The organism is Xanthomonas cassavae CFBP 4642 (assembly GCF_000454545.1).
Lineage (GTDB): Bacteria > Pseudomonadota > Gammaproteobacteria > Xanthomonadales > Xanthomonadaceae > Xanthomonas > Xanthomonas cassavae.
In genome coordinates this window covers 4093887-4109803 of record NZ_CM002139.1, presented here as the reverse complement: position 1 = coordinate 4109803, position 15917 = coordinate 4093887, and the positions used below count along the sequence as shown (strand labels likewise).

Here is a 15917-nt window from a genome sequence, read left to right as displayed (position 1 = left end):
ATCTTCCACGTCCAATGCAACGCCTCAATCAGGATGCTTTTATGACTCAGACCAACGATTCTTCCCCTGATTCGGTCGGCAAACGACCGCCAGTGCCACAAGGCTTGCGCGAAAGCTTCAAGGATTACCCCGATCACATTGCGCGGTTAGAAAACGCGCTTCAGGATGCGGTCGATAAGCCATCGCCGATCACACCACCCTTGGAGTTTGCGATCTGGGCGATCGAGGGCTGTCTCGATACTTTCGTTGACGAATCACGCGAAAAGCTACGAATCGCGGAGCAAACGGGCGACCAAGAAGCAATCGCACTGGCGAAGTCAACGCATCTTCTTATGCTTCATAGCGCCTCTAAAGGCGCATGGAAGGAGCAGAACTTGATGGACTATTTTGGGTTCCCAAGTTCGAGTCATCGTCATGGCTAATGAAAGCGATGTGCTGCCGAAAGGGATCCACGAGCAGATCCTACGCGAGCAAATACTAACCGCCCCAGATTTCATCAATTCAACAGCCGAGCAGCAGCCGAAAGCAATCATTTTGGGCGGTCAGCCTGGTGCTGGTAAAGGCGGCCTGGTAGCCCAGGCGAAGGCCGAGCTTGATCAAAATGCCGTCACAATCGATCCAGATGAGTTGCGCCGCCACCATCCGCGCGTTGCTGACTTTCGACGCGAAAATCCTTATGAATGGTCTGGTCGAACCCACAAGGACGCGAGCTCTTGGGCCGATGAGCTACGCGTAGCAGCGACTGCGGAGAAAAAGAACCTTATTTTCGACACCACATTGAGTGATGGAAAATGGGCGTCGGAGACGTTGATCAAGGGCTTGCAAGAGCAGGGCTATGAGGTCGAGGTGCGTGCTGTTGCTTCTCCCAAGTTGGAGAGTGAGCATGGTGTCGATGAGCGTTTTACGGCCAACACCGACAGGCAAGGCTATGGTCGCCATGTGCCTGAGGGCGCGCGTGATGCAATCTACGGAAAGCTCCCTGTCAGTTTGGATACCATCCATGCGAACAGCGACGTGCCGATCCGCATCTTCAATCGTGAGGGCATCGAGCTTTACGACAGTCGCATCGACACACGCATGCCTGGTCAAGCGATGGAAGAAGCGCGCAACGCGCGGCTTAAAGATCCCGCTTTCACTGAGCATCTTCGGGAAGCCTGGCAAAAACAAGTCGATTGGCACCGTGACTTGCCGGACCATGTTCAAGAGATCCCGAAATCTGATCCTGCTTTCCAAGCAAAACTGCTTGAGGAGCATGCCAAGCTCCGGGTGAGCGATGTGGTTGCTAGTCGTATGGAAGGCATTGCCACCATTGATGAACTCGTGCGGCCAGGTGCTCCGCCTGCACGCGTGCCTGTGCCTGAGCCGGAGATCCCGGGCTTGCGTCGCGCCGGGATGACAGCAGGGCTTGCGGGTTTGGGTGTTGCCGCGACTGCCTACGACGCGTCGCAAACCGGCGAGCGTGTTGGCACGCTGTTGGCACAAGACAACCTCACCGCTGCGCGCTCGGAAGCGCTGCACTTTGGTGCCCGAGGTGTGGGCGGCTGGGCGGGAGGTGCCGCCACCGCTGCCGTTGTTGGCACGACCGGTGCAGGCCCCGTCGCGCTGGTGGTGGCTGATGGTTATCTATTCAGTGCCGCTGCCGACAAGGCCGTGACGCTTTGGGACAACCGTCAGATCTATACACAAACCGACAAGCAGGGCGTGAGTTGGCAGTTCAACGGCAGCCAGTGGCTTCGCCAAGAAAAAGCCGACCTGCAAAACGATGGCACGGATACCCCACAGAAGCAGGGCATGTTCGCGCTGCCTGAAAAAGCGCGCGAGCTGAACTATCACGCCAGTAGCGAAGCGACCGAGCAGGCGTTGGGCAAGGTGCAACCCAGTAATCCCTATGTGCAGCCATCCAGTGAGGCAGATGCGGCGCATCTCTACGCACGGGATTGGCGGCATGATCCGGCAAGTGGCCAGTGGTCACGGATGATCGCCGACGAAGTTGATCGGAACGATCGACCTGTCTGGACGGTTGATCCGGCAAGCCCCGAGCGTAGTGCCGCGTTGGATCAGCAGGCAGCTCAGGTGGTGGACGCCAACATTGCCCGTGGCCCAGCTGCAATTGCGGCAACCTATCAAGCTGCCTATCAGCGCAATGGCTGGGACGACTTCGGGCCTGTGCCAGCTGCCGTGCAAACCGCCTTGAACTCGGATTCGTTGCAAGCCTCGGACGGCAAACAGTATCAGCGCGATACCCAGGGCCAGTGGCGACATGATGGTGTTGCTGCCGAAGGCAATGTCCCGTTGGAACTCAATGCAACGCGTGAGCGCTTGCAACCGGCCTTGGAGCAGCATGCGCAGGCAATGGCCCAGATGCCCGCGCGGCAAATGCCAACCGCGCAGCAACAAGACCAGGCCAATACCGAAGCGACCTATGCCGCCTATGGCGTTGCGCCCAATGCCCAGACTGCAGGTGCTATCCAGCTCGCGGTGCAACGGACACGTGAGGCAAACGGGATTGATGCAGCGACCAGCTCTTTGGCATTGGAGCGTGATTCAACCGGCCAATATTCGGTGGACAGCCCCATCCAGCATTTAAGCCGTGACGCCGATGGTGTAGTGCGTGTTGCAGCAACCACCAGCACTGATGAGATCCATCAGGCGCTTGGCGAAGTGCAATCGCTTCGGCAGGAGCAACCTTCTTCGACGGGTGCACCCGAGCTGCGCATTGACGCGCAATCGCCCCAAGAGCGCGATGCCTACGATCAAGCATTGCGCGAAGCCAATCGGCAGGGCGTTTCCACGCAAGAGGCCCAACAGGTCGCAAGCTTCGCAGCAACGACCGTTACCGCCCCGCATGTGGATGAAACCCAAGCGCCTCAGGCAGCCATTGATGCGCGCGATCAAGGCATTGCGCGCGCCGCTGAGCAGCCTACTGTTGCTGAGGTCGGCACGCCTGCTCCGGTGGCGACTCCTACATCCGTCAACGCCCAAACGCAGGAAGAGCCGTCCCAGGTTGCCAAGCCCGCCGAACCAAAGCCCGAACCTGTCCCACAACGCGAACCCCAAGAAACCCGAACACCTGAGGTTGCCGCACCTCCGACAGCCGGCGCAGTCCAGCCGAAGGCGGAGGCAGTCGCCCCACCCTCGGCAAGCGCATCTGCGCCGAGCGCTGGATCGGCATCATCAGCTCTCACGTCTCTTGAGGAAACCCCAACCCAGGCAAACGTTCCAACGCCGTCGGCATCAGGTGAGGTGGAAGGGTTGCGCCTGGGTGATCGGGGACAAGAGGTCGAGTTCTTGCAGTATCGCTTGCAGCAAGTGGATGCCCGTGGTCCCAATGGTCAGGCCGTGCCGCAAGACGGGCACTACGGTCCAGAGACCGAACATGCCGTGAGGCAGTTCCAGCAAGACCAGGGTTTGCCTGCAACGGGCGTTGCCGGCCAGGACTTGGATGCAGCGCTGTCTCAGGCACAACACACGCGCCGGGAAGCTTTGAAACCCACAGCACCGGCATCGGCAAATGGCCAAGTGGAGAAGGGCAGCGAGCAGCAAGCGCAAGGAGTCACGCCACGGAACGAAGCGCCATCGGCTGTTCCATTGCAGGCAACGCAGCCAGAGGTTGCGCAAGCGACATTGCCGGCAACGCCAACGCAGAGCGAAATGCCGGCACAGATCGTCTTGCCTGAGCGCACGACCTCCTATGTGTCATTGCCGAGCTTCGGTGGGACTGGCGGGCGTCCAAACCCAGGTATGGACGATGAGGATCGCGTTGAGCAAGCAAGGCCCTTCCAAGATGTCGCTCAGCAGGCGTTTCCCACCAATCATCGGGATTACGCGCTGTTCTCTGCCATCCAGGCACAACTTCCGAAAGGCACTTCCGATGAGAAAACGGCCGAAGTGCTGCATGCCGTCAAAGAGTCAGGCATCGAGCGGGCGGATGAACTTCGGAAAGTCACCATCCAAGATGATGTCGCCTTTGTGTTTGGCAAAACGCCTGGGTTCCACTCGGAAACTGCGCTCAACACGCCATCGCCTGGCATCAATCAGACCTTGCAGAAGACGGAGGCATTGGATCAACAGCGGGCGCAGGAGATGGTGCAATTTCAGCGCGAGCGCGAAGAAATCGACAAGAACCCAACTGGCCCAGTAATGACGCTTGCTGGCCACTCTCAACAGCAGGCGATGTCAGACGCGTCCAGTGGTGGTGCTGATGGGGGCGGTGGCTGACGTGATAGAAGCCTAGGATCGGCGTGATAACGATTGGGAGCAGCACGTGCTAAGTGATGTTGACGCGTTTTGTGCGCTATCCGCCGTGGTCCGACTCCGCAATGCGTGGCTGCGCTTTGCGCAACGCACCTTCGCTTGACGCAAACCTTGGTTGCTGAAAAAGCAATAGCGTGGGGCTTGCAACCTTAGGTTTTGGCGCAAATGCCAACGCCAGATCAACAAAATGCAAATGTAATTTTAATGTCTGCGCGGGTAGCCTCAACTCACGCAAGTTGTGCAGTAGATCTCGAAGTGTAGGTGCTATGGATAGCGAGTCAGGTCAGACGGATGACGCAGAACAACCGCTCTTTCGCAAGCGAAAGGGGCCGGAGACAACTTCCACACTCGGCGACCTAAAAGATGCGTTTCCCTCGTCCATCCGGATCTGGATCGGCTGTGGCTGTGTGCTTTTCCTCTTGCTGGCCACGTTTGTTCTGACCGCGTCCTACTCCAAGCGGGAGCACGTGTCGGGCCAGATCATTTCGACGCATGGGCGAGTGGACATCCGAAGTGGAACGCCTGGCCTCATCCTGTCAACGACGTTAAAGCCCAACGCCTTGGTCAAAAAGGGCCAAGTGCTCGCGGAGCTGTCAGCCGACACCACCGACGAAGCGGGCCGCTCTCTATCCGATGAGACGATCAAGCGTGCGCTCACCCGATCAGAAGAGCTGACCAAGGAGCAATTGCAGACGCATGAATTTTCCGGCCAGCGCGAACGGGAACTGACGCGCCAAGTCGAAGAAACGAGCGGTGCGCTGCAGGAAGTCGCTCGCAAGATCTCAATCTTGGAAAAGAAATACGCCAAGAACAAAGAACTGTTGAAGACCATTGAGCCGCTGCTTGCTGAGAAGTATGTGTCCAAATATACCTACCTCACCTACGAAAATGCCCTCTTGGATGCAGAGGCGCAGATCCAGGATGCCCGCGCGCAGCAGTCCACACTTCGCAATCAACGTGCCGCATTGCTGGGTGAGATCACCGAGATAAAGACAACGGCCAGCAGGCAAGCAAGTGAAATCGAGCGCGAGAAATCCACGATCGAAGATCAAGTGGCCAGAGCCAAGTCCGACCGGCTGCAGACCATCACCTCACCCTTGAGCGGCACGGTCGCAGCGATCTATGCATCACAAGGTCAGCGTATCGGCACCGACTCGATCATTGCATCCATCACCCCAAGCGAGTCGGTGTTCGAGGCTGAAATCCTCATTCCTTCAAGAGCCATCGGACATGTGACGGTCGGCACCGAGGTGCTGCTTAACATCGCCGCATTCCCGAAAGCAAAGTATGGCGCCATCCAGGGGCGCATCGCATCGCTGTCGACGCAAACGAGTCCGCTCGGTGAGTTGGAGCGCCGCTATGGTCGCCAGTCGCCCACTGAGCCGGTTTACACCGCCAAGGTGGCCTTGCCTTATCAGACCATCGGAGTCGCCCAAGAAGCGAAGTCCTTCCTGCCGGGGATGGAAGTGGATGCGGAACTGATCTTGGAGGGGCGCAAGATTTGGGAGTGGATGTTTGACCCCTTCCAAACGATGGGATCGCGCTTGACGGATGAAAAGCGATGAAGGACGTCTTGACACCATCCGCCAATGGCGATGCCGAGCCGGATCGCTCTGCTGGACCAAGCCTGGTGTTCTCCTCGAAGCGTCGTGTGCCGCATATCCGTCAGACGGAGTCGAGTGAGTGCGGCCTGGCCTGCATTGCGATGCTGCTCTCCTACTACGGCCATGAGACGAGCCTCGGGGAGCTTCGCAACCGCTTTACGGTGTCAACCAGTGGGGCAACGCTCGCGTCTCTGATTGAAATCGCTGATGCCAACGGGCTCACAACGCGTCCGCTTCGCTTGGAGCTTTACGAACTGCCCAAGCTATCGCTCCCTTGCATGGTCCACCTGCACCACGGGCACTTTGTCGTGCTGACGGCTGTGCGGGGCGGGCATGTGCACATCAGCGATCCTGCAACCGGCGTCAAGAAGATCAAGCTCGATGAGTTCGATGAACTCTTTAGCGGCATTGCGTTAGAGGCGCATCCCGGCCCGGCCTTCAAGAAGATCAAGAGTGTGCCATCGGTATCGCTTCGCGATCTGGCAGGCTCGCTTCGGTCCCTGGTGCCCGCGTTCTGGGTTGTTGGCATCTTGGCGCTCTTCTTGGAAGGTTGTGCGCTGATTGCGCCGCAGTATCTGCGACTGACCATGGATCAGGTGCTCAGCGTCAAGGACGATGGCCTGGTCACCACATTGGCGATCGGCTTTTCGATCGTGCTCTTGGTCCAACTCGTCTTGACCGTTGCCAGGAAATGGACCTTGCTGTGGATCTCTTCCACCACCGGCTTGCGGTGGAGTAGCAACTTGTTCCGTCACCTAGTGTCGCTACCCCAGTCGTATTTCGTGAAGCGGCACACCGGGGATATTTCGAGTCGCTTTCAGTCGATCTACTCCATCCAGCAGTCACTCACCACGAAAATGCTGGAAGCGGTCATCGATGGGGTGATGTCTTTCCTCATGTTGTTGCTCTTGATAAGCTATGACGCGCCGCTTTCCTTCGCCTTGTTGGCTTTCACCATTGCCTATGTGGGTTCGCGCTACGCCTACTACGCCAAACTCAAAGAGGCCAATCTCGATCAGATCAACATCGATGCACGCCGGCAAAGCTTGCTCTACGAAACGGTCCGAAGTATCCAGCCCATCAAGCTATTCAACAAGTCAGCACTTTGGGCGTCGCGCTTTACGAACTACAGCGCGAAAGCGACCAACGCGACCATCGGGGCCGAGCGGATCCGCATTGGGTTCGATTCTATCCAGCTTCTCATCCAGGGCCTGTGCCGCATCTTTGTAATTTGGGAAGGCACCCGGTTGGTGCTCAGTGGGGATATGACGATTGGGGTGCTGACGGTTTTTCTGATCTATGCGACCCAGTTCAGCCAGCGCAGCATCAACCTGGCTGACTACTTGATGCAGCTGCGGCTGCTTCGCTTGCACACCGAGCGGATTTCAGACATCACCCACAGCGAGCCTGAGTCGTTTTTGCATGGCAACGGCGCGCTGGAAGATGCCGCGCCTACCATTGCCATTGTCAATGGCTACTTCCGCTACTCGTCCACGGACAAGTGGATCATGAGCGCTTTGCAGCTCAGGGCCCCGGCAGGCCAAGTGATTGCGATCGTCGGGAACTCAGGCGTGGGCAAGACCACACTCATCCGCGTTCTGGCGGGGCTTGAAGATCTTCAAGTCGGAGACTTCTTGGTCAATGGAGAGGATCTACGGAAGGTCGGTAAGTCGAGCTACCGAAGCAAGGTCAGCATCGTGATGCAGGGTGACAATTTGTTGTCCGGAACACTGGCGGAAAACATCTCTATGTTTGATGAGCACATTGACCAAGAACGTCTCGCGCAGGCTGCGAAATTGGCGTGCATCCACGACGATATACAGCGCATGCCAATGGGCTTCAACACCAGAGTCGGCGATTTGGGAAACACGCTGTCAGGTGGTCAGAAACAACGGATCTTCTTGGCCAGAGCCTTCTACAGGCGCACTAAGTTGTTGTTGATGGATGAGCCAACGACTGGGGTTGATGAGCAGATGGGCATACAGCTGATGAAGAACATCAAGAGCATCGGCGCAACCACAGTCATTGTGACGCGCCGACGTCCCCCCAAGTTTGAGTAGCGCCTTAGTTTGGAGTCCAATTCCCTACCCCGAGGAGATTGGACGTGAAGAAGCGTTTTTCCGAAGNAAGCAATCGGCGGAATGACGCCGACGGCCTATGCCCAGCACCTGGCCAACAGCGATATCATCAACCCCGGACTCTAAACCCGACTGCTACTCAGGATGGGGGGACGTCGGCACGACAAGAACATCTCTCGGATGTGCGACATGCACTATCTCTTCGTGGGCGGAACTCTAAGGCCCTTGATCAAAGAGCAGCCAAGAGCATCTGAAAAGAGCGATGCAGCGGAAACTACTGAAAAGTCCAAGCAACAATGAGCAATCAGTGCTTATGAATTAATTCAAAGGGAGGGGTGTTATTGAGAAGTCGATAGTGGGAATGACTAGGACAAAATTAAACACATAGTATGGAGTGCTGTAATGAGAGAGCTGAAAAATGAAGAGCTATTCTTAGTGGCAGGTGCCGCCGCCGCTGCGGATGTCGATCCAAGCGAGCCGCCCACGCTGCCGCCAGTGGTTGTTAACCCGCCGCCTTCGGGGCCACCGTCGCTTCCACCCTCTCCGCCGATTGAGTTCCCGACACCACCGCCCAGTGGTGGAGGCGGGGGTGGACTGCCGAATCCAACGGACAAAAATACGACGACTGATCTCGGAGCAGAGGTGGATATCCTCGTCAATAAGTCAGCAACCTTGGAAGGGCTGGTTCAGCTGGCGCAAGCGAAGGGTTTCAATATAGTGGCCACTGATGGTTATTCTCATACGGATCCTCTTGCTACTGGCGGTGGAACAGTTTACGTAAAAATGTATTCTAACCCCAGCGATACAGCATCCCAACTAACACATGAATTAGGGCATACGCTTTTCGATGGGGAGTGGAACACGGTTACAGATCGAGCATCAGCCATTAATATGGGTCTAGCAACTGAAGGTGAAGCAACAATCTACTCAATCGCGGTCCAGAGAGAGCTTACCGCACAGGGTGTCGCTTTCAACATTGCCGCAGATCCCGCCAATGTGGCTTCTTATAATGCGACATATGACGCATATCAGGCCGGTCAGATAAACTGGGACGCTGCTTCAGCGCAAATCGGCGAGTCTTTCAGGAATGGCGAGCATATTGATGTGAATGGAACTCCTGATAATAAGGCTGATGATATTAGCTATGAGCAATACTACGGGAACTATTGGGACAGTAGGAAACCCGCTGGGGGCTGATGGCATGGTGTATGGATATTAAATTTCAGAAGGTGGCTGGTATGTTTTTTTCAAAAAAAATGGCGTTTCTGGTAATCCTTAATTTTTCTGCGGCGATGAGTGCGCATGCTGAAAATAAGGACTCTCAATTGAATTTGGATGAGATCGTTAGTAAGTTTTATGATTCTGCTAAGCCGGTCAACTATGAAACTTTCCGTGATATCGGCCTCAGTGAATTTCGGCAAGTAAGTTCAAGCCGGTCATTGAACATTGCTTTTCGTTCAGCCGCGTTGAAGACAAAGGATCAATATGGAGTCTCCTTCGTTGAGTTCAGGGTTCCACCTGAGCTCGACAAAGGAGTGAGCTTTGCGTATATGGAATTGACGCCCGGACGCTGTTATGAGGTGTCTAAGATCAAGCAAAAATTTGCGCTCACTCCATACGTCTTGCCACCCAATCCCCATGCGCCACTCACCGACGTTAGTAAGGATGTCTTCTATAAAACCAATCTTGGTGAAACGTCGGTATATGTAAAGGCGAGCTCGAAGGGCGAGTGCTTGCTTGGTCTCACAAGAAGTCGAAACTAATAGGTTTTGCTGGCGCTAGCCAATTAGGCATCTATCTAATTGGCTAGCGCTGAGATGAGCAACCAACATGTTTAGTGTGAAACGATGAGTTTAAGCACTACATAGTCATAAGCAGCCGCTGTGGCATGGGAGGCGATAGCGTGATGGCACTACGGCTCGGGCCGCTCTCTCAGGGTGTTGCGAATGATGCGCGAGTAGACGAGGAGGGCAGGCACGCACATCAGGCAGATGCCGATGAAGAAAGTGCCATAGCCCTGGCTTTGTCCATGGAGCGTGGTGAGATAAGCCACTGCAAGGCCTGAGAAGCCGGCAAGCACCCTGCCGAAGATCGAGTAGAAGCTTGTTAGCCAAGCGTAGTGCTCTCCTGCCCGTCCGAGTGTGACTAGCTTTGACATGTAAGCAACCAACGCGATGCCGGTATAGCTACTGGCAAGGTTTTGAAGAATAACGCTAGCCCAAAGCAGCTCAACAGACCGCTCGTTGGACGAAAGCAAGGCAAGACCGAGGAGGGCAAGGGCTTGGAGAGCTGCGCCAACAAGAATGGTCGTGCCCAGAGACATGCGTCTCAAGCTGGTGCCTGCGGCCAAAATTCCGAGGAAGGCAGCAGGGATGGCTAGCCAGATGTGCAATGATCCGACCGCACTCTTCCCGATGCCAAGGGCATAGAAAAAAGGATTGATCATGGGACCCAAAAGAATGTCCGGTAGGCGATAGCAGCCGATGAAGACGATCACCGCGATCCACCCTTGCATCGTGGAGGGTCGAAGCGACACCAACGGAGCCCTCTGCTTCTCCGCACTCGTGGCATCTGGGGTGCGGTCGCTATCGGGATGGGATTGCAGAAAGAGCGTTCCGCAGATGGGCACCAACATCAGTGGCAGCAGAAGGGCATAAGCAACCTGCCAAGACAGCCGCGCTGCGAGCAAGAATACCAGACCGTCGCTTAGCAGAAGAGCAATGCGGTAGCCAAACTGATAGGCAGTGAGGAGCTTGGCTGGCTGCTGGTGCACTGCCTCCTGTTCGATGCGAAATGCATCGACTGAGGCATCCAGGGTCGCACCGCCAAAGGCGGCTGCGATGGAGCTCAATGCAATGAGCGGCAGACTACCGGTGACGACGCTCAGGACAAGGCCCAGGAGAGAGAGGGCGACCATGACCGAAGACAAGACAATCCAGCCCTGACGGTGCGCCATGGTGCCTCCAACGACCGGTGCACGGCGTTGGTCGAGATGGCGGGCCCATAGGAATTTGAGGGAGTAGGGAAGTGCGGTCCAAGCCAAGGCACCGATGACTGCGATCGAAAGCGACTTTTCGCTGAGCCAATAGCCTAAGGTGCTGCCGATCAGCGGATAAGGCAAACCAGAACCGAAGCCCAGGAACAAAAATCCAGTCCAGGCCTTAGTCGGCCTTGATGTCACTTCATGCATGGGCTGCAACTGCCTTGTCGCTTCGGTTCGTCCATTCGTATCAAGGAAGCAACGTGTCTTCCTCAGCCATCTTTGCGAAGGGTGTAAGTCTTGGTTCCCAGGATAGCGCCCGTCTTATCTCGCACCAAGCGATGCGCTTGCTTGAAGTGAGAACGCAAGCAGTGTCGGAGTGCTCTCGCCAGGCGTCGGTGATGCCCTGGCATAGCCACGAAATCCAGGATCCAGAGTTGATCACCTTCGTTCCAGTCGCTAATCGGCAAGAACGGAGGATCTTGCCGAACCAAATGACTGGCGGTTTCAGGCGTTAGATATGCCCATAAGGCGTAGCCGGTCCATACCCCATCGTCGTCTTCGATCGTGACGAACTGGCCTAGGCGAATCGCAGGCCATAGCCACACATAAGCCGCTGCTATACTGAACTTCTTGCGGTCAGTCTTGAACAGGAGTTGCATCGCCAGGCCAAGCGCCTGCGCATCAACGGCATTAGGTTGCATGGGTGTTGGTTGAGCTGAATTTTTGCGCGGCAACGGCAGCGTCCGGGAAGGTGAGCAGTGCGGCAGGAATTGTTGCACGCCCGTTCAAGCCTAGACCTACGAGGTAGCTGGTGGGTTCGCAGTCGACAAGCACGACGGTTCGATGGCCAGAATTGGTGATGCCGAGTTTCTCATCTGCGACTTGGGCACCGAAGAGCAGTGTTCCCCCATGCACGCGTGGTCCCGACAGCTGGGCTGCATAAGCCATGCGGTGCGTATCAAAGAAATACAGCGCGGTGGACACGTGATCGCTTGCGTAGCCTAGGACAAGCCAGTGTGGTGGTAAGCCTCTCCAAACCCGTCGCGAGACCGCGACCTCGGTTGCGATAAAGACCGAGACCCGCTCGGGTCCCGACGACCGATCGGCGAGGATCGACCGCACCAGCTTGATCGCGCGGCGCTTAGAGACGCGATAGGAAAGGCGTGGTCGTGGTCTCAGCCAGCGGTTGGCCGCACAAAGATGAAGATCTGCGTTCGGAAGTGCGCGCACGAACGCTGCGATCTCCTCGCCAATCTGAGACCCCCGGGTTGCTTTGCCTCTGAGGTGGTCAGAGAGCCAATCGTGGCGCTCGCCGTGCTTTGTGGGCTGATCGAACGCATAGTCAATGCGCTGTTGCTCGCGGTAGTAGCGCGCAATGAGCGCTTTGAAATGCAACGCCTCTGGGCTTGACTCAGGCAAGGCACACGCTTCTGCACAGTGATGGAGAAAAGCAGCTTCCATGTGATGCTCGATCTGGATAAGCAGCTGATCGATGTTGGCGATTGCCTTGTCAAAGCGGGAATACTTCTTGAAGAAATAGGCAAGCGATGGAAGCGAGTGGCGAACATCGCGCATCTCATCGCCGAAGAAGTGACGATGCCCATCTGTGCCATGCTTCCAGCTGGGAACTGCGCGGAAGCCGCCGAAATCCAGGAACTGCGCGTTCAATGTGATGTTGTCGCTTGTCGGGCGTCCGGTCCAGAGGCGATGCGCGCGACTTGCGGCAATCTGCTCGGCAAGGCGGAGGTAGAGCTCAGACAAGTCAACGCCTAGGCAATTGGGATTGCCGGCATCGAGCTGCGCGTGCTCGTCGGCAAAGTGGATGGCGTCTCTGACCCGCAGGCTATCTTGAAATTGATCGCTGTTTGCGCTGCCTGATGTTCCGAAATACAGGCTGCGCTCGAAGTGCGCTAAGCGCAGGAAAGCGGGCCTGATCAGGATGGCGCAACGTTCCGGTTCGTCTGCATCGGTGCGTGCCAGAGAGAAGCCGGCATCAATGATGGCAACGATGGGGACTGCCCCGTGGGGGAGTTCTGCGTTGAGGATCTCGCTAGCAACTGCCTCGCGAATGGCATCGTAAAGATAGAGACACCCATGCGAGTGTGACCAATCATGGGCCTCGGAGACCAATGGCGTGGGGCCGGTTCCTTTGGCGATGAGCATGCCATCGGAGCCACAGCGGCCACTCCCTCCGTGGATTGCCCCACCGCTCCCTCCATAGCGATCAGCGCCCAGTGTCTGTTCGCCAAAGCTGCCGGCAACGCAGTGAGCTTCGATAGATGTCACGGCAAAGCGCTCAAGCAAGGACGCTGAAATGCTGGTCCGAGTGGGCGTGTCGTGGATGGCCATGCCTAAGTCATGAAACCAGCGCTCATTGAGCCAAAGCACGGAAGCATCTGGCAGTTTTCCCACTGGAAAGGGCACGAGCATCGAAGTGCTCACGCTGGCGAGGTTCAACAGGTTGGGGTCGTTCTTGTCATCCATGTCCCAGTAGTCATTGGGCATTTCGCTTCCTTGTTTCCGCAGCTGTTGCGAATTCGCGTTCGATCGGCTTTGGTGATGCTATCAACCTGATGGCAATCCGTCCTGCTGCTGCTTGGATTTCCGAAAACCACGGGACATCACGACTGCATGGACAGGTAGCTTAAAGGTGGCACAGGGCATGGCAAAAGTCAGATCTGTACAGGTCTTATTCATTGTCTAATATAACTATTAATCATACGTAGAGGGGCGCAATTGCTGACCCAGCCGTAGCGCGAAAATTCTAATAAAGAATCAAACAGCAAGAGCGCACTTATGGTTTCTGCTTTGCAGAAACCGTGCGCCAACGCTGCGCGTTGGTGCGGTGGCTTTCGCCACCTCGTTGCTATGCTTCGCTAGGCAACACAGCCCCTTAAGGAAACTCTGAACAACTCCCCCTGATCCTGCGACAATCGCACAGAGGCACCAGGACGATGACGATGCAACTGACCTTCGGCGACGCGGAGTACAACNCCCCGAAAACATGCCGAAAACGGCAAAAAACCGGGGGGTTGAGCGCCCTCAGCGCGGCGGATGTGGCGTGTTTCGTTTTCCGGCTGCGTTGATCAGACCATCCTTAAAAACCCCGAGATTCATGTCTCCCTGTTGTCGAGTTCGCTTATCTCTCGACACGGGATGTTATGCCGCTTCTTTGTGTGCTCCACAAACAGGAGTTTCACAAATGGCGATTTATCACGCAACAATGAAGTCTTTTAGCCGAGGCAACGGCGACTCGTCGGTCGCAGCAGCGGCTTACCGAGCAGGGTTTGATCTGCTCGATATGAGCACGGGGCTTGGTCACAATTATTCCCACCGAGGCGGTGTGGATTTCCATCAGATGCTCGCACCGAAGGGAGCGCCGTCTTGGTGCTTCGATGCGCAGTATTTTTGGAACGCGAACGAAGCGGCCGAGACACGCAAAAACGCACGTGTTTGTCGTGAAGTCGAGGTGTCGCTTCCGCACAGCCTTGATGCACACCAAAGAAGAGTGCTCGCTTTGGCGCTGGGTCAATTGCTCGTCGAGCGCTTCCACGTCGCTGTGCTGGTGGCGGTCCACACGCCAAGCAAGCTTGGCGATCAGCGCAATCATCATGTGCATTTGCTGATGTCAGCCCGACAGGTCGGCCCAGGAGGATTGGGAGAGCGCGCCTGTGCTGAGTTTGATGCACGCCAAGGCGGTGGCACAAGAGCACTGCGGCAAATCCGCAAAGACATCGCAACGGTCATCAATGCGCACTTGAAAAATGCCGGCAACGCGGCTCGTGTCGATCATCGCAGTCTCCGAGCACAAGCCCAGGAAGCTGCGCGCAATGGAGAGTTTGAACGTGCCCGCGAACTCACGCGCCGGCCTGGTAAGCACTTGGGCAAAGCCAAAGTTGCGGTGATGCGCAAAACGAAGTTCACCGCAGAGGTAAAGGGTGCAGGGGGGCAAGCTGCGGCATTAGCGCTTTCAAAGGTTGTTGCGGACCACATGAAAAAAAGCGGGAGCTTTGTGCACGAGGTGCCACCGTCTCACAGTCATGCGGCTGCGCTTCGGGATCGTGTCAATGCAAAAGAGTCTGGATTGAAAGGGCGCACAGCAGGTGGGCAGGGTCGGTTGTCAGGCGCAGAGCGGATGCGGCAGATCAAAGAGCGCTTGGCGCGGGCACCAGCGCCAAGTTCAGGACTCTACACACCTTACAGCGGTCAGACCCGACATCTTGGTCGCGTGACGCGTCTGGCTCGGTCCTCTGGCCGACAAGACGCGGAGGTGCTCAATGCGGAGGCTCAGCTCATCGAAGACTGGCTCGAAGCGCAACGGGAGGTCGCGCAGCAGTCTCTCGAAGTATTGCGGCAGATCCCAGGGATCCAGATTGAGCAGGAATTTCAGCAAGCGTATGGGACGCTGGTCTGCCGGCGAGTCGACAGCTATGCCACAAAGCCGTTCTTGTTTGAGGACACCGAGATGCTTGCTCGCTCAATCAGTAAGTATGCCCATACGTTGGTGCGACCCTATAAAGCGCGCATGGCCGTGCTGGATGCGCAGGCCAAGCTTTCTGAGCAGGAGGACAACCGTGACACGCAAGCGGCAGCAAGGGCTCGCCAAAAATTGGCTCGCGCCAAGGTGCATGTCTCTCCTCGCATCCAGGCCATCCAGCAATGGCGCATCAAGCGGGCTCGAAAGGCGATGGTGGAAGCGGCTGAGGCCTTGGAGAAGAATTTTGCCCCACAGCCGATCGAGGTGCTGACGCCTGAGGCATCTGGCGATGATGCGCTTCCACCACAGGCCGAAGGTGATGCCGGGCATTGGGAGTTGAAGTTTCGGCCACCGAAGCCGAGTCTATGACGGCTCAGATATTTCTGACCATTGACCGCGCAGCAAACTGATGGTGCGCCTAGGCATCTGGCTGGAAGCTAGGGTTGTCGCAAAAGGTTCTCGCCAAACGATCGGAACAACGCCGCCCGCCATTGGCACCCGGCGCCGAGACTGAGGCTTCA

9 protein-coding genes and 1 pseudogene are annotated in these 15917 nt (G+C 56.6%); 7 read left to right on the top strand and 3 right to left on the bottom strand.

Going from position 1 to position 15917, the window contains the following annotated elements; translation table 11 throughout:
• Window positions 1-104 precede the first annotated feature (104 nt).
• The 6 genes and pseudogenes from XCSCFBP4642_RS30555 to XCSCFBP4642_RS27560 all read left to right on the top strand — a co-directional run bounded on the left by XCSCFBP4642_RS30555 (window position 105) and on the right by XCSCFBP4642_RS27560 (window position 9699).
• The gene (locus tag XCSCFBP4642_RS30555) at window positions 105-422 is read left to right on the top strand and encodes a hypothetical protein (RefSeq protein ID WP_029221023.1); all 318 of its coding nucleotides are present in this window, start codon (window positions 105-107) and stop codon (window positions 420-422) included.
• The gene (locus XCSCFBP4642_RS27565) at window positions 415-4218 is read left to right on the top strand and encodes a zeta toxin family protein (protein ID WP_084624583.1); all 3804 of its coding nucleotides are present in this window, start codon (window positions 415-417) and stop codon (window positions 4216-4218) included. Before XCSCFBP4642_RS30555 ends, XCSCFBP4642_RS27565 begins: the two co-directional genes overlap by 8 nt.
• A gap of 302 nt (window positions 4219-4520) precedes the next feature.
• The gene (locus tag XCSCFBP4642_RS0118055) at window positions 4521-5819 is read left to right on the top strand and encodes an HlyD family secretion protein (RefSeq protein ID WP_029221017.1); all 1299 of its coding nucleotides are present in this window, start codon (window positions 4521-4523) and stop codon (window positions 5817-5819) included.
• Window positions 5816-7891, top strand: a pseudogene (locus tag XCSCFBP4642_RS25230) (peptidase domain-containing ABC transporter); the annotation flags it as partial. The gene XCSCFBP4642_RS0118055 and the pseudogene XCSCFBP4642_RS25230, both read left to right, overlap by 4 nt.
• Window positions 7892-8338: 447 nt before the next feature.
• Entirely contained in the window at window positions 8339-9133 is a 795-nt protein-coding gene (locus tag XCSCFBP4642_RS28835) for a hypothetical protein (protein ID WP_150114915.1), read from the top strand.
• A gap of 41 nt (window positions 9134-9174) precedes the next feature.
• Window positions 9175-9699 (top strand): hypothetical protein, encoded by a 525-nt coding sequence (locus tag XCSCFBP4642_RS27560; protein ID WP_074053159.1) that lies wholly within the window; start codon window positions 9175-9177, stop codon window positions 9697-9699.
• Window positions 9700-9848: 149 nt separating this feature from the next.
• Here the strand turns inward: XCSCFBP4642_RS27560 and XCSCFBP4642_RS0118045 are convergent, their stop codons facing one another.
• The 3 genes from XCSCFBP4642_RS0118045 to XCSCFBP4642_RS0118035 all read right to left on the bottom strand — a co-directional run bounded on the left by XCSCFBP4642_RS0118045 (window position 9849) and on the right by XCSCFBP4642_RS0118035 (window position 13424).
• Window positions 9849-11126: an MFS transporter gene (locus XCSCFBP4642_RS0118045; RefSeq protein WP_029221016.1), complete on the bottom strand. Its 1278-nt coding sequence runs from the start codon at window positions 11124-11126 to the stop codon at window positions 9849-9851.
• A 62-nt stretch (window positions 11127-11188) separates the two neighbouring features.
• Complete coding sequence (locus tag XCSCFBP4642_RS0118040; protein ID WP_029221015.1) at window positions 11189-11620, bottom strand: toxin-activating lysine-acyltransferase; 432 nt, start codon at window positions 11618-11620, stop codon at window positions 11189-11191.
• The gene (locus tag XCSCFBP4642_RS0118035) at window positions 11610-13424 is read right to left on the bottom strand and encodes a protein adenylyltransferase SelO family protein (RefSeq protein ID WP_029221014.1); all 1815 of its coding nucleotides are present in this window, start codon (window positions 13422-13424) and stop codon (window positions 11610-11612) included. Before XCSCFBP4642_RS0118035 ends, XCSCFBP4642_RS0118040 begins: the two co-directional genes overlap by 11 nt.
• Window positions 13425-14121: 697 nt before the next feature.
• Here XCSCFBP4642_RS0118035 and XCSCFBP4642_RS27555 point away from each other — a divergent pair.
• Window positions 14122-15765, top strand: coding sequence for a MobA/MobL family protein (locus tag XCSCFBP4642_RS27555; RefSeq protein WP_033898511.1), 1644 nt, complete (start codon window positions 14122-14124; stop codon window positions 15763-15765).
• The last annotated feature ends 152 nt before the right edge of the window (window positions 15766-15917 follow it).